The sequence below is a fragment of the Clostridioides sp. ES-S-0006-03 genome (genome assembly GCF_020662275.1).
Classification (GTDB): domain Bacteria; phylum Bacillota; class Clostridia; order Peptostreptococcales; family Peptostreptococcaceae; genus Clostridioides.
In genome coordinates, this window is sequence record NZ_JADGMM010000008.1 from 15,352 (window position 1) to 39,486 (window position 24,135).

Annotated in this window: 21 protein-coding genes, 1 pseudogene and 1 riboswitch; of the genes and pseudogenes, 4 read left to right on the forward strand and 18 right to left on the reverse strand. The window is 27.7% G+C overall.

The window, feature by feature from the left end:
* Window positions 1–7 precede the first annotated feature (7 nt).
* The 12 genes from IR151_RS11940 to IR151_RS11995 form a co-directional block, all read right to left on the reverse strand.
* The gene (locus IR151_RS11940; protein ID WP_227434743.1) at window positions 8–730 is read right to left on the reverse strand and encodes a cell division protein; all 723 of its coding nucleotides are present in this window, start codon (window positions 728–730) and stop codon (window positions 8–10) included.
* Window positions 731–779: 49 nt separating this feature from the next.
* The gene (locus IR151_RS11945) at window positions 780–1,757 is read right to left on the reverse strand and encodes a WYL domain-containing protein (protein WP_227434744.1); all 978 of its coding nucleotides are present in this window, start codon (window positions 1,755–1,757) and stop codon (window positions 780–782) included.
* A gap of 73 nt (window positions 1,758–1,830) precedes the next feature.
* The gene (locus tag IR151_RS11950; RefSeq protein WP_227434745.1) at window positions 1,831–2,331 is read right to left on the reverse strand and encodes a QueT transporter family protein; all 501 of its coding nucleotides are present in this window, start codon (window positions 2,329–2,331) and stop codon (window positions 1,831–1,833) included.
* A gap of 282 nt (window positions 2,332–2,613) precedes the next feature.
* Entirely contained in the window at window positions 2,614–2,922 is a 309-nt protein-coding gene (locus IR151_RS11955; RefSeq protein ID WP_227434746.1) for a hypothetical protein, read from the reverse strand.
* Window positions 2,923–3,064: 142 nt separating this feature from the next.
* Complete coding sequence (locus IR151_RS11960; RefSeq protein ID WP_227434747.1) at window positions 3,065–5,329, reverse strand: xanthine dehydrogenase family protein molybdopterin-binding subunit; 2,265 nt, start codon at window positions 5,327–5,329, stop codon at window positions 3,065–3,067.
* Window positions 5,330–5,332: 3 nt separating this feature from the next.
* Window positions 5,333–5,782 (reverse strand): (2Fe-2S)-binding protein, encoded by a 450-nt coding sequence (locus IR151_RS11965; protein WP_227434748.1) that lies wholly within the window; start codon window positions 5,780–5,782, stop codon window positions 5,333–5,335.
* Window positions 5,782–6,570: an FAD binding domain-containing protein gene (locus IR151_RS11970; protein WP_227434749.1), complete on the reverse strand. Its 789-nt coding sequence runs from the start codon at window positions 6,568–6,570 to the stop codon at window positions 5,782–5,784. Before IR151_RS11970 ends, IR151_RS11965 begins: the two co-directional genes overlap by 1 nt.
* Before the next feature lie 193 nt (window positions 6,571–6,763).
* Window positions 6,764–8,032 (reverse strand): cation:proton antiporter, encoded by a 1,269-nt coding sequence (locus tag IR151_RS11975; RefSeq protein WP_227434750.1) that lies wholly within the window; start codon window positions 8,030–8,032, stop codon window positions 6,764–6,766.
* Between the two features lie 344 nt (window positions 8,033–8,376).
* On the reverse strand, window positions 8,377–8,538 hold the full coding sequence (locus tag IR151_RS11980) for a DNA polymerase III (protein ID WP_227434751.1): 162 nt from the start codon (window positions 8,536–8,538) through the stop codon (window positions 8,377–8,379).
* A 205-nt stretch (window positions 8,539–8,743) separates the two neighbouring features.
* Complete coding sequence (locus tag IR151_RS11985; protein ID WP_227434752.1) at window positions 8,744–9,823, reverse strand: lysylphosphatidylglycerol synthase transmembrane domain-containing protein; 1,080 nt, start codon at window positions 9,821–9,823, stop codon at window positions 8,744–8,746.
* A gap of 103 nt (window positions 9,824–9,926) precedes the next feature.
* Complete coding sequence (locus tag IR151_RS11990) at window positions 9,927–11,522, reverse strand: putative ABC transporter permease subunit (RefSeq protein WP_227434753.1); 1,596 nt, start codon at window positions 11,520–11,522, stop codon at window positions 9,927–9,929.
* 48 nt (window positions 11,523–11,570) lie between these two features.
* A complete protein-coding gene (locus IR151_RS11995; RefSeq protein ID WP_227434754.1) occupies window positions 11,571–12,278 on the reverse strand; it encodes an ABC transporter ATP-binding protein in 708 nt (235 codons plus the stop codon).
* Window positions 12,279–12,555: 277 nt separating this feature from the next.
* Between IR151_RS11995 and IR151_RS12000 the strand changes: the two genes are divergently transcribed.
* The gene (locus IR151_RS12000) at window positions 12,556–13,701 is read left to right on the forward strand and encodes a DEAD/DEAH box helicase (RefSeq protein ID WP_227434755.1); all 1,146 of its coding nucleotides are present in this window, start codon (window positions 12,556–12,558) and stop codon (window positions 13,699–13,701) included.
* Between the two features lie 91 nt (window positions 13,702–13,792).
* On the opposite strand, the gene IR151_RS12005 is transcribed toward IR151_RS12000, so the two are convergent.
* Window positions 13,793–15,169 carry an NCS2 family permease gene (locus tag IR151_RS12005; protein ID WP_227434756.1) on the reverse strand — a complete coding sequence of 459 codons (1,377 nt, stop codon included), beginning with the start codon at window positions 15,167–15,169 and terminating at the stop codon, window positions 13,793–13,795.
* Window positions 15,170–15,262: 93 nt separating this feature from the next.
* Window positions 15,263–15,365, reverse strand: a riboswitch (purine riboswitch).
* Between the two features lie 266 nt (window positions 15,366–15,631).
* Between IR151_RS12005 and IR151_RS12010 the strand changes: the two genes are divergently transcribed.
* Together IR151_RS12010 and IR151_RS12015 are read left to right on the forward strand one after the other, a co-directional pair.
* The gene (locus IR151_RS12010; RefSeq protein WP_227434757.1) at window positions 15,632–16,978 is read left to right on the forward strand and encodes an MATE family efflux transporter; all 1,347 of its coding nucleotides are present in this window, start codon (window positions 15,632–15,634) and stop codon (window positions 16,976–16,978) included.
* 63 nt (window positions 16,979–17,041) lie between these two features.
* Entirely contained in the window at window positions 17,042–18,436 is a 1,395-nt protein-coding gene (locus tag IR151_RS12015; RefSeq protein WP_227434758.1) for an SLC13 family permease, read from the forward strand.
* Window positions 18,437–18,565: 129 nt separating this feature from the next.
* Here IR151_RS12015 and fsa read toward each other — a convergent pair whose 3' ends face one another.
* Window positions 18,566–19,240 carry a fructose-6-phosphate aldolase gene (fsa, locus tag IR151_RS12020; RefSeq protein WP_227434759.1) on the reverse strand — a complete coding sequence of 225 codons (675 nt, stop codon included), beginning with the start codon at window positions 19,238–19,240 and terminating at the stop codon, window positions 18,566–18,568.
* A gap of 286 nt (window positions 19,241–19,526) precedes the next feature.
* Between fsa and IR151_RS12025 the strand changes: the two genes are divergently transcribed.
* Window positions 19,527–20,291 carry a DeoR/GlpR family DNA-binding transcription regulator gene (locus IR151_RS12025; RefSeq protein ID WP_227434760.1) on the forward strand — a complete coding sequence of 255 codons (765 nt, stop codon included), beginning with the start codon at window positions 19,527–19,529 and terminating at the stop codon, window positions 20,289–20,291.
* A 273-nt stretch (window positions 20,292–20,564) separates the two neighbouring features.
* Here the strand turns inward: IR151_RS12025 and IR151_RS12030 are convergent, their stop codons facing one another.
* The 4 genes and pseudogenes from IR151_RS12030 to IR151_RS12045 form a co-directional block, all read right to left on the reverse strand.
* Entirely contained in the window at window positions 20,565–20,786 is a 222-nt protein-coding gene (locus IR151_RS12030) for a hypothetical protein (protein WP_227434761.1), read from the reverse strand.
* 516 nt (window positions 20,787–21,302) lie between these two features.
* Entirely contained in the window at window positions 21,303–22,076 is a 774-nt protein-coding gene (locus tag IR151_RS12035; protein ID WP_227434762.1) for an ABC transporter permease, read from the reverse strand.
* 5 nt (window positions 22,077–22,081) lie between these two features.
* Window positions 22,082–22,891, reverse strand: a complete 810-nt coding sequence (locus IR151_RS12040; protein WP_227434763.1) for an ABC transporter permease — start codon at window positions 22,889–22,891, stop codon at window positions 22,082–22,084.
* A pseudogene (locus IR151_RS12045) lies at window positions 22,884–23,807 on the reverse strand (ABC transporter ATP-binding protein). Before IR151_RS12045 ends, IR151_RS12040 begins: the two are co-directional and overlap by 8 nt.
* Window positions 23,808–24,135: the final 328 nt, after the last annotated feature.

Consider the following 24,135-nt stretch of genomic DNA (forward strand, 5'->3'; position numbering starts at 1 on the left):
AAATACATTAATTATATAACATTCCCACTTTAATCTTTCCATCTAAATTTTCTTTTAAGTATAAAGAAAATATTATTTCATAGCCTTCTTCTACCTTACTTTGAATATTATTCATCAAATCATTTAATTCAACTAGTGAAAATTTATCATTTCCTTCAACAAAAACTATACCTTTTTTCCCAATAAATTCTTCACCAAAATGTTCCATATTTTCAAATAAAATATCTACTATTTCACTGTGCTGTTTTGAATCTTCAAATTCTTCAAAAGAATACTTAATCCCTTTATCACTTATAATAGCTTCTTTTAAATCACTTATATCTATATTTATCATACAAGAGTCTGAAATAGATTCTATCATAACATTCATCAAATCAACAAATTTTAAAATACTATTTTCATTGACTTTAAATTCTCTATTAATTCCTAAGTCATCTTTATTTTCTTCTTCTGAAGAATTTATACCTATAGATAAAATTCGTCTTTCATTAGACATGTATGAAATAGCTTTTATAACTTCTCGACTTTGTTTATCTTCAGTTGAATATGCTAAAAATAATATGTCAACTCCATCTAAAAGACTTCTAACATATTCTTTTTCAACCTCTTGATTCATAGTAATTTTTTCTATATCCATATTTATTTTTACTTTTTCTTCTATTTCATTTATTATATTAATACCTTTAGCTCCAATACCAATTATCTTAGCATTCTTATTAAAACTTTCCATTATAATATATATCTCCTTAATAATTATTTAATTTTAACATTTTTAAATATTATATCATATTTTCTTCATAAAAATATTTTAACTCTTTAGCCCTATCATAAAGTAATTTATTCATAAATTTTGGTTCTATAACTTTAGCATCTTTTCCTATTGAAAATAATGTAGATATCCACCAATCTATTTCTTCATACTTTATAAATTTACTAATTGTTCCACTTCCATTTTCATTTAATTCTATATCCAAATCTAAAAAACTTCTAGTTATTTTAGAAATACCTTCTTTTGTGAGTAATACATGCAAATGAACAATTTCACTAGTTTTCTTAGTAATTGCCATCTCTTCATTTAACTTGCTATATACTGAATCTAGCCAACTTTTCAAACTTATACATGCTTTTTTAGACTCTCCTACTTTTTCAATTTCCAGTACTTTGTCTATATGTATTAGTATAATATTATCACTTTCATAGTCATACACTGGTGAAAACCAAAATCCTTCATTTAAATATATACCTATTGGGCATATTTTTTTCTCCAGCAACTGATTTCCAGATTTATATTTGATATTTAAAACACAAGAGTTTGATGAAGACCTGAAAAATTCAGTCACAATATTGGCATCAATATTTTTATAATTAGCTATAAACTCAATATATTTTTCAATGTTGTTTATACCTATTTTTGCACTACTTTCACGATTATAATTTATTTTTTTAATTATAGAATCAATTTCTTTTTTTATGTGTGAAAAATTGTAAACTTGTAGTGACTTAAATGCAAAAACTATAGACATAACTTCTTTTTCTGTAAATATAACAGGAGGTATATAGCTATTATTTAATACCCTATAACCTCCATTTCTACCTTTTTCTGCTTTAATTGGAAGCCCCATTTCATTTAATTCTATTAAATATCGTTGAATAGTTTTAGTTGAAAGATTAAACTTCTCTGACAACTCTTTGATTGTAAACTTTTGTCTATCATTAATATATGTCCAAACATCAGTTAATCTCTTTATCTTTGACAAATAAAATCCCCCTTATAATAATACTATTCTTAATTCACACTAATTTTTAATCTACAAAATAACTTTCTGCACTCTAAAACTTAATATCAATGATATTTCTATATTTTTTCATTAAAAAACAAAAGAATGGTACTCCTACCAAGGTTACTACTACAAATTCTCCAAAACCTACTTGTATCATCGATAATATTAGAGGAAGTCCAAAAAATATATTTAACATTAATCCAACTACAATTGCATTTATGATAGTAGGCCATATAGAAGCTATAATTAATGTGCTTTTATTTTGACCGCCTAACTTTCTAGTAATATACACTAAACTTGCACTTACAAATGTGGCAAATGTTCCAAAAATTATATCAGGTACACCATATGGACCTATTACATTGGCTAAAAAACAACCTAATGTAAGACCTACTATATATCCCTTATCTAAAAATGCTAGAAGCATCATAATCTCGGCTATCCTAAATTGTATTGGTCCATAACTTATAAATCCTAATGATAAAGTTAAAACTGCATAAATTGATGTAACAACTGCTGTTACTGCTATATTGGTACTATTTCTTCTCATATATCTCTCCTAGTGAAAATTTTATTGCTAAAAATTAATAATATAATTTTATTTTATACAAAATTTATAAACTTAAACAATAATTTAAAATAAATAAATTATTTTAACGAACTATTTTATTAATCTAATTTATATTATACAATAGAATACATATAAAATTAAATAGTTAGATTTTAAATATATGTTATAATTATCATATATATAAATTAAAATAAGTTTATATCTTAATTAAAAACATTAAAAAAGAGCCTTAAAATTAGGCTCTAATAATTTATTTTAAAATCAATGAACTCTAGCATCTTTTAATTTAGATAATATCATCCAAGTTCCTACACAATCAATTTCCAGCTGTTTCTCTATTTCATCATATAACATTTCTTGATATGATGTATTTAAAACAACATTTTCAACAAGTTTAGAAATTTCTTCTTCTACGAAGTCGATTTCTATTTGATTCTTCATTTCCTTAAAAAATACCCTTGCTTTTCTCTGACTTATTGAACGACCCTCAAAGCTGACTAAACATTCTAAAATGTTATTATCTCCTCTAAAATTATTTACTGCTCTCATATTATTTAGATTTCCAGCCAAAACATCATCCCCTTAGTTAATTTTATATTTTACAAGTAAAGTTTCATAATATTATAATAACTACTTATTAAATATCTTTCAACAGGTATGACATAACTGGTTGTTTAACATGTAAAACTAGTCTAAAATCTGTATAAAATACTTACTTATTCATTTCCATAAAAACTTTTTCAGGTGTAATAGGAAGTGTATTTACTCTAACCCCAACACCATTAAAAACAGCTTCTTGTATTGCTGGTAAAGGTGTATTTATAACAACCTCTCCAACAGATTTAGCTCCAAAAGGTCCTGTTGGCTCATAGTTTTCAACAAAATCAACTTCCACATTTCCAATATCACATCTAGCTGGAATCTTATATTGCATAAATGTGTTTGTATCCATGTTACCTTTTTCTGTATATCTAACTTCTTCAAACATTGCCATTCCAATACCTTGAACAATTCCACCTTCAACCTGTATCTTTGCTAAGTTTTTATTTATAACTGTTCCACAGTCCACTATGGCTACATAATTTAATAAGTCAACTTTTCCAGTTTCTTTATCAATTTCAGTTTCTGCAAAACCAGCTATAAAAGGTGGTGGTGATACTGGACTACCATGAGATGCGAGACCTATTAATTGATTAGTATTTGGTCCAATTGTAGAGTCAACTGCTATGTCAAATAACGAAGTACTGCATTCTTTACTAGTTAATTTTATACCATCAAATTCTAATTCGTCTTTATCTACACCTAGTTTAGTTGCTCCAGCAGATATTATTTTATCCCTTAAATCCTGAGCTGCCTTAACTACTGCCATCCCAGTTACATAAGTGGTACTTGAAGCATATGAACCTGGGTCATATGGGACCAAATCTGTATCTGCTGATATAACTGTTATATTTTCAATACTTGTCTCAAGAATTTCAGCAGCCATTTGAGCTAGAATTGTGTCACTTCCTGTACCCATATCAGTAGAACCTATCATAAGTGTATAGTCTCCACAGTCATTTAGTTTTATTTCAGCTGAAGATTTATCAAGCCCTTGTATACCAGAACCCTGCATAGTAATTGCCATACCCACACTTCTAACTTTTCCATTTTCAAGATGCTTACAAGGATATTTTTCATCCCATCCGATAAGTTCTTTCCCTTTATTTATACATTTTACTAAGTCTACACTATTTAAAGTTTTTCCATATGCAAAGGTAGTTTCACCTTGTGTTACTACATTTTTTAATCTCAAGTCCGTTGGGTCCATTTTTAATTTGTCAGCTAACATGTTTATAGTTGATTCAACAGCGAAACAGCCTTGAGAAGCTCCATACCCTCTAAGTGCACCTGCTGGCATTTTATTAGTATAAACTACATCTGCGATAAATCTTGTTGCCTCAACCTTATTATACATTGGTAAAGTCTTTTCCCCAACTAAGCCAATAGTTGTAGAAGCATGTTCTCCATATGCTCCTGTATCTGAAAGTGCATTTATATCGATAGCCTTTATTATTCCATCATTAGTAGCACCTAGTCGAACTTTTAGTTTCATTGCATGTCTACTAGTCGAACAATTAAAAGTTTCTTTTCTATCATATATTATTTTAGCTGGCTTACCTGTTTTTAAAGTTACAATAGCTGAAAAAATCTCAACACAAGCAGTTTGTTTACCACCAAAGCCACCACCAATTCTAGGTTTTATAACTCTAATTTTACTAGCTGGTAGTTCTAATGCACGGGATAGATGTCTTTTAACATGAAATGGTATTTGAGTTGAACTTACTACAACTAGTCTTCCAGCATGATCTAAATAGTTATATGATCTATACGTCTCCATCATTGCATGGGCTTGAGCTTGAGTATAATATGTTTCTTCAATCACTATGTCACAATTACTTAATACTTCTTCTATATCACCTTTTGTATAGTCATGATGTGACACTATATTCTTTTCTCTCTGCATACCTATTTCAAAATTACAATGTCTATCTTCATCATGTACTATAGTTTTATTTCCGATTGCCTCTTCAAAATTCAAAACAGGTGTTAGTACTTCATAATTTACCTTTATAAGATTCATTGCTTTAACTGCACTTTTTTCATCTATAGCTGCAACTATGGCTACCTCATCACCAACATATCTCACAACATCTTCAAGAATTAGCCTATCATAAGGTGATGGCTCTGGATAGGTTTGACCAGCAAGTGTAAATCTAGATTTTGGTACATCTTTATATGTTAAAATACATTCAACACCATCAACCATTTCTGCCTTTGATGTATCTATATCTTTTATCTTTGCATAAGCATAAGGGCTTCTAAGTATCTTTACTATTAAAGCATCTTTTGCTGCTAAATCATCAGTATATACAGGTTTTCCTGTTGTTATACTCATTCCATCTATTTTTTCAATTCCTTTTCCAACTATATTCATATTCTACTTTACCTCCAGATAAGTTTTGATAGCTCTTAACTGTCCCATATATCCTGTACATCTACATAAATTTCCTGTTAAATAATGTTTTATTTCTTCGTCTGTAGGGTTCTTAAGCTCATCTTTCATTGCAAGTACAGTAAGTATAAAGCCAGGAGAGCAGAAACCACATTGTTCAGCTCCTTCTTTTACCAAAACTTCACTAAATTCTTTAACTTCATTTTCTAAACCTTCAATTGTAGTTATCTCTTTATTTAAAACTCTCAAGGTTAATGTCGCACAAGATAATGTAGGTTTCTTATCTATTAAAACTGTACAGAGACCACAACAACCTGTATCACAACCCCTTTTTACACTTAAATTGCCAACTTTTCTTAAGGTATCAACCAAATATTCTTCTGGCTCTATATCAATATTTTTCATTTTTCCATTTATATTAAGCTTTACTAACATTAAATAACCTCCATTATAGCTCTTTTTAAAAGTACTTTACTCATAGCTTTTCTATAGTCTTTAGATGCTCTCATATTAGAACCAAATGTTAATTCCTCTGAAGCTATTTCTATTGCCCTATCTATATTAGCTTTATTAATTTCATTATTAGATAAAAATTCACTAGCTTTTTTTGCAATCATAGCTTTTTGAGGTCTTGCTCCTACACATAACTTAAACTTCTTACCATCTTTTGAAACAGACACATTCAAAATAGGGTAATCACTTTTTGCATTTCTCAATGACTTATAAGAGGCTTTTTTATTTTCCTTCTTTATATACACCTTAGTCAATAAGTCCTTCCCATAATCTCTATCTAAAAACTCTTCAAGGCTAATTCTCCCACCCTTATATAACTCTACTTCTGTATCTAATGAAAGCAATGCCACTATCAAATCAGAAAACCCATATTTAGAAAAGACTGTTGCACCAACTGTTACTACATTTCTAAACTGAATTCCTATTATATCTTTAACTGAATCTTCTATTATTTTACCAAAATTATCTTTTATTATTGAACTTGTTTCCAATGTTCTAAAAGTAGTCATAGAACCAATTTCAACATACTCTTTATCTTCTTTTATATAATCTAGGTTTAGGTTAGATAACTCTATTCCTGTTCCTATTCTTTTTTTCCCCATTCTTAAAAAAGCACTTCCACCAATTACTTGATTAGTTTTTCTTTTATTTAAAATTGAGTACGCCTCTTCCACTGTATCTGGTTGTACAATATCTATAACCGTAAACATAAATTTCCTCCCTTATTCGCTATTCTTATTTTAAATACAACTAATTATATCACAGCTTCAACAAATTTTGATAATAAATATATGCAATATGTAAATTATGTAAATTCATTTTTACATAAAAAATAGCTACTTCAATAATTATCACTAGATAACCTTAAAATAGCCATTATTATGTATCCTTTAAAGTGAAAAACTAAAAAGTTGATACCTTTTCGCTTATATTTATCACTTCTTCTTCTAATAATCCAAGTTTTTTAGCTACCAATTTTGTAGTGCTTCCTTGTATTACTAATGTAATTAATATAGACATAAATACTACTGATGAAATTACTTCATATCCAGGAACTTTCATTGCTGAAATAATACCACAAAGTGCAGCTGGGATTACACCAGTTTCTCTTACCCACATCATGAACAATATTTCATTTTTACTCCATTTTGCTTCTCTGTCTGCAAGTGCACATACTAAGACACAAATTGGTCTTGCTATAAACATTAATACTAGCACTGCAATTACAGATGGTACAAAATATTTACCTAACTGAGCCAAATTAACTTGACTACCTAATATTATGAATATCGCCATACGACAAATAGTTCCTAAAGTCTCAGCAACATAAAAATCTGCATCATAAGATTTTTGGCTTAACCATATTTTAAAGTTTTTCTTGTTACCAGTTATTATACCTACAATAAAGCAAGACATATATCCACTTCCGCCTAATTTTGTAGATAATTCATATGCAACCACAACTGAAATAACAGATATTATTGGTGCAAAATCTTTAAATATACCATATGGCTTATCATTAACCAATTTCAAAAGCAGTATTCCTGTAATTAGACCAACTACAATTCCTACAACAACCATTGTACCTAATTCATAAATATTGGCACTTAAGGAAAACTTATTTGATAAAATTACGGCTAACACTGCTGATGTTAATATAGCTCCTGTTGCATCATTAAAAGCTGATTCACTTATTACAGTTTGTTTTACTCTATCCTTTATCTTTACTTGATTAAATATAGGTACAAGAGTAGCAGGGTCTGTTGATGCTATTATAGTTCCTGCTAATAAAGCAGTCATTGCACTTACTCCAAAAGTAAATCCTATTACTTGTTGCATTATAAAAGCAGATATCACTACTCCTACAGTAGCTAGTAAAAATACAGATATCTTTACATTTCTCAAAACCTTTAAACTTATTTCTTTTCCACCTAAATATAATATAAATGCAGAACCAAATGTAAGTATCAGCTGATTCTCTATTTGGAATCCACGAATATCTATAAATTTCAAAAATGATGGTCCTATTAAAATACCTACAAGTAAAAATAATACAACATCTGGAACTTTTACGATTTCGCTAAGTTTGCTGCAAATTATTCCAGTTATACTCACAATAGCAAAAATTATCAATAAATTATTGCTGGCAATTGTATGTATAGATGATTCCATGTCAGTCTCTCCTCCTAATATGCATGTATACAACATATTCATTTATTCATTTTACTATACAATTATAGCACAGAAATAAATGTTATCAATCATATCTTTTATCACTTGCAACTTTACCTTCATTTTTGACAATTAAATAACGCTCATATAATTTTATCTTTTTTTTCTTGCCAAGAAAAGGTTGATTTTGTCAAGTTTTATGCATCTATAAAATAACGTTGTCCCCCATACAGGTGCATTTTAGACGATTTTCGACTTTTTTTATCATTAAAATAAGTTTAAATTTAACAATAAAACATCTCATTATATTATTTTTTTAAAACACACCATTTTCAACTACTTCATTAACTTGGACGATTGATTTTTTTCTTATCTATTCTATCTCCAAGCATACTACCTATATTTTTATTTGGATATAGTTCTTCAGCAATTTCGATTTTATTATCACTATTTTTTTTAATATTAGAATTACTCATTTGTTTTTCATTTTCTTTATTTTGTTTCATATTTTCTCCTTTTCTAAATAATATAGAGTTTGTATTTATTACTTATTATTTCAAATTTCTATAATTTTAATCAAAAAAGGGAAATATCTCAATACAATACAGCTTATTTTAGCAGTATATTTATATTTAGAATTTCCCTAATAATAATTTTATCGATTAAATTTTACAAACTAAGTAATTTATATTTCTTTTTATTTTCTAATAATTAAACTTTTTCAATAACTTCTCCTAAACTAGAATTACTTTTGTTATCATGTTTCCAGTTATTCAATGTATAATGTGTTCTGAATGTAAACAATCCTGAAATTATTAATAACATATAATATACAAATCCACTATACAAAAGCACTGAATATCCCAATAATTCTTTTGGAATTATGTTTGAGAACATGGTAAAAAATGTAACTTCATTTGCTCCAACATTTCCTGGTGTTGGAACTGGTGATATTGCCATGTATAAAAATACTTGCAATGTCATTATATGTATATATGATACTCCTTTTAAATTTGAAGCTTTATATACACAATAAACTATACTAAAGTATGCTATAAGTTGTAGTGCAGTAAGCAATATGCTTAAAAATAAAATCCTTACATTTTTGATAAATATTTTTATAGAATAATTGTAGTCATCAATATAATGATTTATTCTATCTCTTTTTAAATCTAAAAACTTAAATGCTTTAAATTTAGATAAAAAATTAATCAAAACCTCTGCTATCATTTTTACTTGCTTAGGACTAAATACTATTAAGAGTCCTCCTAATAGCATGCTTACATTCATGGTCATCCCAGCGGCGATTAAAACTCTAACTGAATGCACTTGTTCCATTAATAATGACTTATTCAATAAAATTAAAATTCCACAAAATATAGTAACTGTACTTTGAAATACAACTGTCTTATTAGTAACTATGGCTACAGATTTACTGAGACTAACATCATACTTTGTAAGTGCATATATTTGCATTGGCTGACTCCCAGATGCAAAGGGAGTAACTAAATTATAATAAAATCCCATTGTAGCCATTTTGATACCTATAAATTTTACTTTTGTTTTTTGAACTGCATTTATTATCAAATGTGTCACAATAGATTCAATTATCATATATATTAACATTATTAGTATGCCAAGAAATATATAGGTTTTATTTACTAGACTTATAATTTTAGGTATTAGTTTTACATCTAAAGTGGTTGATACTAAATAAGTAGTAATACATATCAAAAATATCAGAAATCCATATTGAATAAAATCTTTCTCTTTTTTGGATAATTTTCTCATTTATTTTCTCCTAAATTTTTTCATATCACTATACAATAGTATACTACTTAGCATATTCTTTGCAATACTTTAAAAAATAAGTCTATTTTTAACACAAATATATCTATAAATTTTTAAATATTTTTACTCCTTTAGTGGAAATAATTCTCCATAGCATAAAGTCTAATATAAGTGTAAGCACACTTGCTAAAATCAAATATATATTTAGAAATGAAACTTTCAATAACATATATGTGCCTCCAAGTATAACTATATAAATTAATGATACTAATATTGTAACTATCATACTTGCACTTCTTTTTACTACCGCCACTTCATTTTTCCAATCAAGGTTTGGATAAAGTAAATTTGATAACAATCCCATTAAAGCTACAAACATTGACATAGTTACAATCAAGCAACTTGCTACCATCACGAACTGAATTTCAAAGTTTAGTTTTATAGACACTAATATTAGACATAAAACAGATAATGGTGCATTTAATAAAAAATTCATCAATATTTTTGACCAAAATATCTCCCTTTCATCTATTGGAGAAGACTTTAGTATCCATAGATTCTTTCCTTCAAAAGAAATTGAACAATATGTTGTGCAGTTCATTACTATTATAAATAGAAACGCACCTAATAACTGTATTTTTATAATACTAAAATCTATATTCATTTTTAGTAACTCACCTATTTTATCAGCTCCAAATGCCAACACACCGATTGTAGCCACTATTAAAAATAACAGACCAATAGATGAATTCAAAAAGTAAATAAATGAAGAAGTATATCTTCTAAATTCTTTTTTCAATAGAGCCTTTGAGGGTGTTGAAATTTTTTGACTTTTAAATTTATAGTTTTTAGTCTTATAACTTTCACCCATTCTAGCATTTATCTTTGTAAATCCTTTTGCAAACAGAGTCACAAAGATAAAGAATGGTATTAATGATGTTGCCATAAACATTAAAAATGAAACTATACTTCCAGTTTTAAGAGCATCAACAAAATAGTATATAGGTGGATATATTTTATTAATTGTTTCTGAAATAGATGCACTATTTTTTAATAACTCAACTGATATAGAGTTTAGTTTTGACATAAGTACAATATAAGCCAAAATTAATATTACATTACCTATGATTAACACTAAATTTTTATATTTTAGCTTTGATGATAACTGTCCTATAAATAAGAAAATTATTGATGAAACAACTATTGGTAGTAATGGCAGAGCCAAAAATAATAATATTAAGTAAGGAAAATAGGTTATACTTACATTGGCATTAAAAAAATAAACTACTGCTGGTATAATCATACACACTGAAGAAAACAAATAATTAGTTCCAACTAACATTAATATTTTACTAGCCAATATAGTAGATTCTTTTATTGGCAAACTAGTTAATAACTCTAAATCCTTCGCTTGAAATAGATATGATGAAGTTTTATATAATGATGTAACAATTGCCATTACTGTTGATAATCCAAAGCCAAACACAAGCAACATTTCCATTTGATTTATTTGTTTTAAAATATCAACTAGAGAAAGGCTTAAACTTGTTACATAAAATATTAATAGCCCTACTACAACAACTATTGAAAACATCATTCCTATTATTTTTTGTTTTTCTTTGCTGTCTATATTTTTTAAAGCATTCAATTTAAACTCATTTATTATATTAGTTTTTATTAATATACTTAGATTACTCATAATTTATCATACCTCACTTTAGACATTATATTCTGTAAAAATAGCATTTTATTTTTCTATTAATTCCATAAAAATATTTTCAAGAGAATTGTTTCCTTTCACTTCTTCAGTAGTTCCATAAGCAATTATATTTCCATCTTTTATTATGGCAATCTTATCACAGATTTTTTCAGCAACTTCTAATACATGCGTTGAGAAAAATATACAACCATCTTTTTTACAAAACTCCTTCATGATTTCCTTTAATATAAAGGAAGCTTTTGGGTCAAGACCTACAAAAGGTTCATCAAGAATTAGAATTTTAGGATTATGGATTAAAGCTGAAATTATAGCTAGTTTTTGTTTCATTCCATGTGAATACGAAGATATTAAATCTCCTAATGCCCTATTAATTTCAAATTTATTTGAATAGTATTTTATTAATTCCTCTCTTTCATTTTTATCTACCTCAAATATATCTGCTATAAAATTAAGGTATTGTATTCCAGTTAGATCTTCATATAAATCTGGATTATCAGGAATATACGCCATTTCCTTTTTGCACTCAACAGATTGTTTTTTTATAGATTTAGAGTTTATAAGTATTTCTCCTCCCTCAAAATCATGTATCCCAACAATTGCTTTAATAGTAGTAGTTTTTCCTGCACCATTATGACCTATAAAGCCAAAAATCTCTCCATCATTTACCTCAAATGAAATATTATTTACTACCTTTTTATTTTTATATGATTTAGATACATTACTTATCTTTAACATAATTTCCCTCCATGTTATATATTATAGTTTTAATACTTGTTATATATAATATATAACAAGTATTAAACAATTGCAACTACAATTTGCTAAATTTTTAAATTTAAGTATTAGACAATTGTAAAAATACTGAACTCAATATAAATATACAAAAAACATCTATATTTACTTCTAAATTGCACATAATTATAAAATAATGTATAGTTCGATTTGACTAAACAATGTATAATAAGAAATAGTTAACTACAATAATATAAGTTTTTAATAGAAGGAGCAAAAGATGAACACATTTGAACAATTAAAGATAAGTTCTACTCTAATAAATGGACTTAAAAAACAAGACATAACTTCTCCAACAGAAGTTCAGTCACTTGTTATAGAAAATATAATGCAAAATAAAGATTTATTAATCAACTCACAAACTGGAACAGGAAAAACACTTGCATATGTTTTACCTATATTTGAAAGAATTGATACATCAAAAAGAGAAACTCAGGCTCTTATACTTGCACCAACACATGAATTAGTAATGCAAATTACAAATCAAATTGAATTATTAGCAAAAAACTCAGAAACTCCTTTGACTTCACTATCCTTAATTGGAGAAGTTAATATACAAAAACAAATAAAAAATATAAAGGCTATAAAACCACATATAGTAATAGGAACTTGTGGAAGAGTTTTAGACTTAATAAAGCAGAAGAAGTTAAAATCACACAACATAAAAACTATCGTTTTAGATGAAGTGGACAATTTGTTGAATGGTAAAAACATAACTTGTGTAGAAGACATAATAAAAACTACATTAAGAGATAGACAAATCATAGGTTGTTCTGCAAGTCTTACAGATAGTACTATAAAAATTTGTGATAAATTTATGAAAGAATTTGAATTAATAAAAACAAAAGAAAAGTCACAGATAAATCCTAATATAAATCATACATATATGTTAGGGGAAATAAGAGATAAATTTAATTTTCTTAGAAAAACATTAGCTGCTACAAACCCAAAAAGAGCTATTGTATTTGTAAACAATGAAAAAAACATAGATGTTATAGTATCAAAATTAAACTATCATAATTATAAAGCAATTGGAATATTTGGAAATATGCCAAAAGAGGATAGAAAAAATGCAATAAATAAATTTAAACTTGGAAAAGCAAAAATTTTAGTTACAACAGATTTATCTGCTCGTGGACTTGATATAGTAGATATAAGCCATGTTTTTAATTTAGATTTTCCAAATAGTAAAAATGAATATCTGCATAGATGTGGTAGAACTGCTAGAGGAAACCGAAGTGGAGATACTATTTCAATAATAACAAAAAAAGAATTAGATATTATAAAAGAATTGCAAAAAGAATTTAATATAACAATTGTGCCTAAAACCTTAGAAAAGGGAAAATTAGTAGATATATCTAAGTAATACAAAAAAATAAGAACTGTAACTTCTTCTCAAAATAGATTAGAAATTACAGTTCTTTATTTTATTGAATTAAATTTTTAAACAATATCTATTATAATAGCCAAAGTTTTATTATAAATAATATAGCAAGAACAATCATTACTACTGAAACATGTTTCTTATCTTCAGCCTTTTTAGCTCCAAATATGTTGTAAAATACATTTACAAAAACATAAGTTAATATACCTAGAGTTAAACCATCACCTATACTATAAGTTAATGCCATACAAGCAATAGTAACGAAAGCTGGAACACCTTCAGTTATATTGTCAAACTCAATATCTTTAACTGTACCAAGCATCAAGTACCCAACATAAATTAAAGCTGGTGCTGTAGCACATGATGGAATTGCTATAAATACAGGAGAGAAAAACATTGCAACTAAGAATAAAACACCCACTGTTACTGCTGTCCATCCAGTTCTACCACCTGCAATAACTCCTGTTGAACTCTCAACATAAGTTGTAACTGTAGATACTCCAAGCCCTGCACCTACTGTAGTTGCAACTGCATCTGTAAGCAAAGCTCTACCTACATTAGGAACATTTCCTTTTTCATCTAGCATATTTGCTTTAGAGCAAACCCCTACTAATGTACCTACTGTATCAAAGAAATCAACAAATAAGAATGTACAAACTATTACAAAGAAACCACCTATATTTGTTGGATGTAATACATATCCTAAATCTATTTTACCTGCTATCGGTGCTAAACTTTCAAACTTGAATATTCCACTAGGTAAGTATATACCTAATTTTTGTGCATATTCTGGATTCATAAATGCAAATCCCCAAGCAAGTAATGAACTTACTACTATTCCAAAAAGGATAGAACCTTTAACTCTTTTTTTATCTAATACTGCTACAATTATTAATCCTATGCAAGCTATTATTACTGCTGGAGTAAATTTCCCCATCTTTATAAGAGTAGCTTGATCTCCAATTACGATTCCACAATTAACTAAACCTATAAGTGCAATAAATATACCTATACCACCTGTAACAGCAAGCTTCATATTCTTTGGTATTGCATTTACAACAGCTTCACGAACTCCACTTACTGATAATATTATAAAAATGATACCTTCTACAAATACCGCTGTAAGAGCTACTTCCCAAGGAACCCCCATTTGTAAGACTACTGTGTATGCAAAAAATGCATTAAGACCCATACCTGATGCTAAAGCAAAAGGAAGATTTGCAACCATTCCCATTAAAATACATCCAAATGCTGCTGCTAGACATGTCCCTGTAACAAGAGCACCTGCTGGCATCCCTGTTGCTGATAAAATGTTTGGATTTACAGCTATTATATAAGCCATAGTTAAAAAAGTAGTTACACCAGCAATTACTTCTTTCTTCATGTCGACATTTTTATTAGTCAAAATTGGAAAAAGTTTCTGCATGGTACTACTGTTTGTTGTTTGCATAACAACACCTCCTATTAAATTTTACAAAAAAACGACGCAGTAACTAATAAGCTGAGTCGTATCCTTCATAATTTAGTTAAATAAATATTTATTTAACTAAATAATAGTATACATAGTCAGAATATTTACGGTATTCCGGTAGAAACTTATGACCCGTATTGTCAAAATTATATGTTATACAATATAAAACATGAATTTTTCTTTACGAATATTATTTTAATTTATATAGTTAATTTTGTCAATATATGCGTATATATTAGAATAAATTTGTATTAATATTCGATTATATTAAATGTTAATTTTCTATATCTACGTCATACTTATATTCTTTACATTTTTATAAAATATATGATTATTTAATACAATTTATTTATAGTACAGATATAAAGTTTATGTTAAGATTATATTATATTTATTATAGCAAATTGATAATTAATAATTTTTAAATTTGGAGGAATAAGGGTGAAAGATTTAACTACAGGTCATGAGGGAAAATCTATATTCTTTTTTGCTATGCCTATGCTTATTGGTAGTTTATTTCAACAACTATACAATACTGCTGACAGTATTATAGTTGGTAGATTTATTGGTAAAGAAGCTATGGCAGCAGTCTCAGGTGCTAACCCTATAATGTTTTTGCTTGTAGCAATGCTTATGGGTGTCAGTCTTGGTTTTTCTATTTTAATTTCACAGTTTTATGGTTCAGGAGATTTAAAAAAAGTAAAAGCTACTATTGATACTACATATATACTTTTATTTATTGGCTCTATATTGATAAGTGTTATTGGAATAGTATTTGGAGGTCCTATGCTTAAGCTTATGAATACTCCAGAATCAGTTTTTAATCAATCAAAACTGTATCTTACTATAATATTTGGTGGAATCTTATTTTCTGCTGGATATAATTCAGTAAGTGCAATACTTAGAGGACTTGGAGATTCAGTAACTCCACTTTATTTTTTAATAATAGCCACAATTTTAAATATAGTTTTAGATTTAACTTTTATTGTTGTCTTGAAAATGGGAGTTGAAGGTGTTGCACTTGCCACTATAATGGCTCAAGCAGTATCATTTATAATTAGCATAATATATTTAAATAAAAAACATGAAGTACTTAAATTTAAGATTAAAGGAATTGTATATGACAATAAAATATTTAAAGATGGTCTTAGATTAGGACTTCCAAGTGGAGTTCAACAGATGTTATTTTCAATTGGCAACATGGCTCTTCAATTTTTAGTTAATGGTTATGGTACATCTGCCATGGCAGCTTTTGGAGCTGGTCTTAGAATAGAAAACTTTATAAGCTTACCTATCATGAACCTTGGTTCTGCTGTTTCCACTTTTGTTGCTCAAAATATAGGTGCTGGAGAAAATGAAAGGGTTAGAAAAGGAATTCGTGAATCTATAAAAATGGCTTTAATTCTAGCAATTGTTGTCGTTGCCTTAATCTTATTATTTAGAGAAAACTTAATTTCTCTATTTAATACAGACAAAGATGTCATTAAAATTGGTTCTTCTTACTTATTTATAATAGGACCTTTTTTCTTATTTATTGGTACTTCCTTTGTACTTTCAAGTGCAATGAAAGGTGCTGGTGATTCTATGTTTGCTTTGATGAGTTCAGTCGTATCTTTATGGCTTGGAAGAATTCCTGCTTCTTATTTATTTTCTAGATTATTTGGAACAGATGGAATTTGGATGGGTATACCTTTTGGTTGGACTTTAGGTCTTATTGTTACAGTCATCTATTATAAAAAAGGTTATTGGAAAACTAAAGCTATTGTAAATCATAGAATTAATGAATAATCTTTTAATAAAATGTATTCACCTTCATTATGATATAATAAATTATGGAGGTGGATACAAAAAATGGATATTATTCTTAAACCAAAACAATTTTGCATGACTATTATGGTTACTATAATTCTTTACTTCTTTCTAAATTATAGTTTCAATATAAAATTTTCTATATGCTTATCGTTTTTAACTATCTTAATATGGGCTGTAGACTCTGTTGAAAAAACTGTAGTTGCACTAGTCTTTGTAATATTAGCTTTTATTTTTAATATTGCACCTTTGAAAGTCATTTTACAATTTTTATTTACAGAAAATTTTTATATAATAATCCTTGCTTACATAATTACTAATGCAGTTGCAAAGACAGGTGTTGCAAAAATTATTTCTGAAAAATTAATTTTAAATACTGTAGATACCCCTAAAAAAATGATTTTTTTATCATATATTTTAGGTGTATTATTAATATTTTTCATACCACAGCCATTTCCAAGAGTCATTCTTGTGTCAGCTTTTTATAAAGAATTTTTTAAAGAACAACACTTAGCTGATGATTCAAAATCTATACTTCTCTTTAGTATATTTACAGCATCTACATTTACATCAATGTTTTTTGTAAATGGAGATACTCTTTTAAACTATGTAGTCCTAGAACTTGGAAATTGTAATATAAACTGGGGGCAGTGGGCTTTTTATATGTCTGTTCCAACTATAATCACTTGTTTTATAACTTATTTTTTGTTTATAATTGTTTTTAAAAAAGAATTATCTTTAATAAAATTTACTTCTTATGATAATCTTAATTCTAATAAATTTCAATTTTCATATTCTAATCTAAAAAAAGAATTTTGTTTATTAAGTGATGAACAAAAACATGTATTTTTATGTTTAGGAATAATGTTTTTTATGTTCTTAACTCAATTTATTCATAATTTAAATACACTAATTATAATGTCTATTTGTGTACTTCTTTTGTTGTTAAAAGGAATAATTGGTTTCAATACTTTAAAAGAAATAAATTGGAAAGTTCTCATTTTTTTTGTAGCAGCGTTTTCAATTGGAGGAGTACTAAAGTATTCTGGAGTTGTTGATATAATGGGAAACTATTTAATAAAATTAATTCCAAACTCTTCAAAAACTATTTCAATATTATTTTTAATAACCCTGACAATAATACTGAATATATGCCTTGGAAGTGCTGTCACTACATCCTCTGTGGTGATACCATTACTTGGAAGTTTACATATATTGAAAGAAAATAGTATTGTTCTTTGCCTTTTTGTTTATATTGTAGTAAGTATACAATACATATTGCCTTTTCATCATGCAACAATAATGGTTGGACATGGTGAGAATCTATATAATAGTAAGGTTATTTTTAAGTATGGTTTGACTTTAATTCCTTTAACCTATTTTATAATAATCTGTATAACCTTCCCTTGGTGGAGATTTATAGGTCTAGAAGTTTAACAAAGATGAAAATATGAATTTTCTTTTTAATAATTTAGAACATTATTATCTTAAGTTAATTCATATTTTCATCTTTTTTATAAAAATCTATTTATAAAATTGCATAAAAACTAATTTTTTATTCTAAAATTAAATGTTATTTGTTTTGCTACCTTTTCCAAAAGTATTTTCCCAATCTTCTATAAACTTATCAACACTCCAATCTGTCAATGGATGATTCATCATGGATTTACAAATATCATATGGCACTGTAACACTGTGTACTCCACACTTCATTAATTCTATAACCTGTTGTGCATTTTTAAAACTAGCAGCAAGTACCTTTGTATCCATATTATAAGTATCTATTATTTTTATAAGCTCTGAAACCACAGATACACCATCCCCAGATATATTATCAAGTCTGTTTACATAAGGTGCAACATAATTTGCTCCAGCTTTTGCAGCTAAAAATCCCTGATGAGCAGTAAATATTGCAGTGGCAGTTATTTTTATTCCTTTTTTATGAAGGTCTTTTATAGCTCTTAAACCATCTTGTGTTACAGGTATTTTCACATATATGTTTTCTCTCAAACTACTTATATATAATGCTTCATCTAATATATCTTCATACTTTGTACTTAATACTTGAGCATGTATAGGCATATCTTCACCTATAATTTCACCAATCTCACTTATAAGTTGCTTAAAATTCTTTTTTTCCTTTGAAATAATACTTGGATTTGTTGTTACACCATCAACTGGTAAATAAGTACTTAGCTCTTTAATTTCCTCTATGTTACCTGTATCTAAGATTAGTTGCATTAAAATATCCCCCTTTAAACTTTATTTTTTTATTTTATTTATTCTTATTATATATTGGTTTGGTATTATTTTCAACTTTTTTATTATTGTTTTTTATGTTTTTTTATTGTTTGATTTTGTTGTATATTTTTATAATTTCTTTATTTATTAAGTTTTAAATAAACTATTAAGAATAATATACTTTTTATATTAAATTAATGTTGTATTCCATATTAAAATAGTTGATATTTTATCTTTTATCTTATAATATTTACTATAATACTATATTCAGGAAAAGAGGTAAAAGATGTTTGCGGAAGAAAGGATTCAAGCTATATTAAATATCCTAAAAAAAGAAGGAAGAGTTACTGTAAAAGAACTCAGTTCAAAATTTAATGTTACTGAAGATTGTATAAGAAAAGATTTAAAAAATATAGAAAAAATTTCTTCAATACGAAGAATTTATGGTGGAGCTGTACTAGTCAGAGAAACCCTTGAAAACCAAGATACAAAAGATAGAAAAGAAATTAATATACCAACAAAAAAAATAATAGCAGAAAAAGCATTTAATCTAATTTCAGATAGAGAAACTATATTTTTAGATATATCTACAATCAATATATTGTTGGCTAAACTGTTAGCTGAAAGCAATAAGAAAGTAACATTGGTCACAAATATGCTAGATATACTAAATGTAGTTACTTCAAAGCCCAATAATTTAAATGTAATTTCTACTGGTGGTTTATTAAATCTTAGCTTAGATGGATTTGTTGGTACTCCGACAATAGACTTTATATCAAGATATAAATTTGATAAAACTTTTATGGGCAGTTGTGGTATAGATGTATTTAATTCTTCTCTTACAACATTTGAAATTGAAGATGGACTTACAAAAAAAGCTATAATAAATTCAAGTAAAAAAGTATTTATAGTTATGGAAGATAAAAAATTTAAATTTGATGGAAACTTTAAATTTGCTCATTTAGAAGACATTAGTTCTATAATTACAGAAAAATCACCTACTCCTGACATAGTAAATACTTTATCAGAATTTAATGTGAATGTTTTATAAACTTAATGATATATTTTTCAAATAGATTAAAGAGATAAACCATTATTTTGTAAATATCCTTAAAAACCTTAATTCTATATGATTACAGCAATAATCAAATTTAATATTTAAAATTTTAAAATTGATATGATTTAAATATAACATACTTGAAATAGACTTTCTAAATATAATACAGTTATTTTTAGAAAGTCTATTTCTTCTGTAAAACCTTTTATAGTATTTCTTATCTAAGAACTATTATTGATAATAGTACCTAAATCTATAGACAAAACTTTATTTCATTTCATCTTTCATTTGCTTTTCTAAATCTTTTGCAAATTTCTTTTGCTCATATCTTTCCATCATTTCATCTTTCTTCATTTCTAGATTTACCATAGCACCTTGAGCGTCATCTTTTAAGTCTTCAGCAGTATTTTTCATTACATAAGCTGTCTTTTTAGCACCTTCTTTTAAATCTTCTTTCATGTTTTTCATATCTCTTTTAAGTCTATCCATCAAAACTACCTCCTCTGTAAATATAATACTTCCTACAGTTATTTTTCCCAAAATGTATATATTTATTTGCTCTATCAAGTATAATTTTTAAGTTATTAAATGTAATTTAAGACTATCTGAATATATAACTTTTAATAAAGATTACCTATTTTTCGTTTTAAAATAAAAATAACATCAAGCATATATACTCTATGCTCGATGTTATTTCTTAAATTCATTGCATTTAATTGTTGGGAATTACTATAATGATGATTTAATTGGAGGATATTAGGTTATATCATCATTATAGCTTGGTGTTATTTTATGGTTTAAAATTTTTTATTTCTATTTACATAATACATTTTTAGTATGAATTTTTTATGATTTTACAATGAACTATTATTGAAACTTCTACTTTTTAATGTAGAAAATACTATATATGTAAAGATATTGTATTGCACATCAATATTTAATTTACAAAATTATCCAATATAAACTGATAGAAGAATAATCTTCTGTTGGCTTATTTTTAAATTATTACCATCCCTTTTTTCTTGCTGTTTTTTTCTTTTTAGTAATCGTTAATACACTAGTTTCTTTCTTTTTGCCAGCAAGGATAATTCCAGAAATCAATAAAATGAACAGCAGTACAATTAAAGCAGGAAAAATACGATAAGTATATCCATACTCCGCACTACAATTAGAATCCATTAAAATCATACTTGCTTTAATTGGATAATAATTTAATAATGTTCCTTCAAAAGTTCCAAAATATCCATACACAAAAGCAAGTGCAACACCACCCAAAAAGTTATTTACTGAACAACAGAAAAGTAAGATAATGGGTAAAACAGCAATGTATACAAAAATGTTTGCTCCGATAATATGAATAAACATATTAATGATATTGCCAAAACCTACTCCTGGAAATCCAGCAATTATATTGATTACTAACGCTATAACACATCCTATAAAACTGAAATAAATTGTTAAGAGTAGTAGCACAAGTAATTTGCTGGAAAGTAGTTGTTTGTAAGGAATAGGAATTGTTAATAGGCTTTTTATGGTATCGTCTGTATATTCCCGTGTTATGATATATACAGCAATCAATGTAATAATAATCGGGAAGAAAAGGGTACAATTACTAGTCATAACCTGTTGCATGAAATATTCAAATGTCCATGATTGTCCACCACTAGCTGTTGAATAAAATAATGACAGTAGTGGAGAAAGTGTTGTCATAATAATTCCAGCCTTTATTACAGAATATCGTTTTAATTTCAAAAATTCAACTTTTACTATATTTTCCATATATATTACCTCGTCCATTTTTTGTAGAATCGAACTATCAGCCATAAGAAGATAGTAACAGTAATCACCATGAGTAAAACTGTATGGCTGGTGGTTGGTACAATATCGTATGCTTCTGGTAAAAGATTATCTTTTTGCAGATTATTCATCATGGAACCGCTCGCCCAGTTCATAACACATATAACTGGAAAGAAATTTAAAAAAGTGATTTTAGAAGCACTTATGGAGGTTCCCACAGTCCCCAATATTCCCCAGTTGAAAATAGAATAGAAAAATGCAAGCAAGATGGACAATAAAAATGTTTTGTTAAAATAAATAATCAGAAAAACAATCGGTAAAGAAGCCACTACAATAAGCACAGCAAAAACTAAACTCATCATTAACTTATAGGACATACCATAAACCATTCCTGCATGAAACAAACTGGAAAACAATGCAACTGATAAGGTATTTATTAGGCAAAAAGCAATTCCAAAAATAAATAACATATAGATTTTTGCCATGATAAGTTGCGTATTTGCAATAGGTATTGTCCTGATATTTTTTGAAGTATTACAGTCTCTTTCTATAAAGAAAAGAATAGCTGCAATAATACCAATTAAACAAGGCAGTAAAAAAACCAATCCATAACCTAACATCATTGTATAGACATAATCAAATCTTGTTTGAAGATAATGTTCTGTCATATCTGTGTTTGTTCTGGATTTTGCCATATATGTTAAAATTAAGGGAAAGAATAATGATAATGACAAAAGTGCGTATAATAACTTTTTGCGTTTTAACTTCCAAAATTCACATTTTATAAGTTTAAGCAATTACCTCACCTCTGGTTACTCGTTTGAAGTAGTCTTCAAGGGTCTCTTCGCAAGTATGTGCTTCAAAAACCTCTAATCCATTCTCTACAAACGAAGTTACAATTTTTCCAACAGATAAATCAAGATTATGCAGTCTTAAATTGTGGTCATCTTGAATTGTAAAGTGCTGCTCATGGAATATGTGTTCCAAAACTCTTCCTGCCTGTGCTGTATCAGAAATCGTAAAATGAATATGTTTGTTGCTTTTCTGTTCCAGTTCAGATAGACTTTCTTATTCCAATAATACTCCGTGGTCGATAATTCCTATATCATCAGCCAGCAGAGCTATCTCTGATAAAATGTGACTGGAGATTAAAATGGTCTTTCCTCTTTTTTTACATAGGTCATGGATAAATGAGCGTATTTCTGCAATTCCAATAGGGTCAAGACCGTTAATTGGTTCATCCAAAATCAATAATTCTGGCTCGTGCATAATAGCAAGAGCAATCGCTAGTCTTTGTTTCATTCCCAGAGAATATTGAGAAAACAGCTTTTTGTCTTTATAGGGAAGACCTACTAAATCCAAAGCATTTTTGATAGCGTTCCGGTTTTGAATTCCACGTAAAGTAGCAAAAATACACAGATTTTCCGTAGCAGTCAGGTTCGGATAAAAACCAGGCGATTCAATCAGACTTCCTATGTGTGGCAGCAATTTTTTTTCATTGTCTTTTAAGCATTTTCCAAAAATCTTCACTTCACCAGAAGTAGGCTGTGTTAATCCAAGCAACATTTTCATTGTGGTAGTTTTTCCTGCTCCGTTTCTACCAAGCAGACCGTAAATTCTCCCTTTCTGTACATGGATGTTCAGGTCAGCAACACTTTTTTGTGAACCATACTGTTTTGTAAGATTTTTCGTTTCAATTATGTATTTGTTCATATACATTCCCCCTATTCTGATTCCCATTATAACACTCTAATCTTACATTAATCTTGCTAGAACCTTGCATTAACCTTGCAATTTATCCAAAAAATCCCTCTCAAATTTCTTCTTCAGCAGGGAATAACTCATATTCAGTTCCAGTCTGCCTGTATAAATGCTCAATGAGATAACCAAAATCTACCTTATCCAGCGCTAGATTTTGCCCATCCTCTAAGTAAGATGCCTTGTATCTTCGGTATCTAAAAATGACTGTAACACGGCTCTAAAACCCATTTAATCAAAAGCCATCAATGAAGCCCATTCAATGATGTTCTTTACTTCCTGC

Excerpts from the sequence above, each read along its gene's own strand:
- fsa (WP_227434759.1), bottom strand. The coding sequence starts at position 19,240 with ATGCAACTAATCTTAGATACAGGTAACATAGAGGAAATTAAAGAGCTA.
- IR151_RS11940 (WP_227434743.1), bottom strand. The coding sequence starts at position 730 with ATGGAAAGTTTTAATAAGAATGCTAAGATAATTGGTATTGGAGCTAAA.
- IR151_RS11965 (WP_227434748.1), bottom strand. The coding sequence starts at position 5,782 with ATGTTAGTAAAGCTTAATATAAATGGAAAAATGAAAAATATTGATATA.
- IR151_RS12005 (WP_227434756.1), bottom strand. The coding sequence starts at position 15,169 with ATGCAAACAACAAACAGTAGTACCATGCAGAAACTTTTTCCAATTTTG.
- IR151_RS12000 (WP_227434755.1), top strand. The coding sequence starts at position 12,556 with ATGAACACATTTGAACAATTAAAGATAAGTTCTACTCTAATAAATGGA.
- IR151_RS11950 (WP_227434745.1), bottom strand. The coding sequence starts at position 2,331 with ATGAGAAGAAATAGTACCAATATAGCAGTAACAGCAGTTGTTACATCA.
- IR151_RS11980 (WP_227434751.1), bottom strand. The coding sequence starts at position 8,538 with ATGAAACAAAATAAAGAAAATGAAAAACAAATGAGTAATTCTAATATT.
- IR151_RS11985 (WP_227434752.1), bottom strand. The coding sequence starts at position 9,823 with ATGAGAAAATTATCCAAAAAAGAGAAAGATTTTATTCAATATGGATTT.
- IR151_RS12030 (WP_227434761.1), bottom strand. The coding sequence starts at position 20,786 with ATGGATAGACTTAAAAGAGATATGAAAAACATGAAAGAAGATTTAAAA.
- IR151_RS11970 (WP_227434749.1), bottom strand. The coding sequence starts at position 6,570 with ATGTTTACGGTTATAGATATTGTACAACCAGATACAGTGGAAGAGGCG.
- IR151_RS12035 (WP_227434762.1), bottom strand. The coding sequence starts at position 22,076 with ATGGAAAATATAGTAAAAGTTGAATTTTTGAAATTAAAACGATATTCT.
- IR151_RS11975 (WP_227434750.1), bottom strand. The coding sequence starts at position 8,032 with ATGGAATCATCTATACATACAATTGCCAGCAATAATTTATTGATAATT.
- IR151_RS11995 (WP_227434754.1), bottom strand. The coding sequence starts at position 12,278 with ATGTTAAAGATAAGTAATGTATCTAAATCATATAAAAATAAAAAGGTA.
- IR151_RS12025 (WP_227434760.1), top strand. The coding sequence starts at position 19,527 with ATGTTTGCGGAAGAAAGGATTCAAGCTATATTAAATATCCTAAAAAAA.
- IR151_RS11990 (WP_227434753.1), bottom strand. The coding sequence starts at position 11,522 with ATGAGTAATCTAAGTATATTAATAAAAACTAATATAATAAATGAGTTT.
- IR151_RS11960 (WP_227434747.1), bottom strand. The coding sequence starts at position 5,329 with ATGAATATAGTTGGAAAAGGAATTGAAAAAATAGATGGAATGAGTATA.
- IR151_RS12015 (WP_227434758.1), top strand. The coding sequence starts at position 17,042 with ATGGATATTATTCTTAAACCAAAACAATTTTGCATGACTATTATGGTT.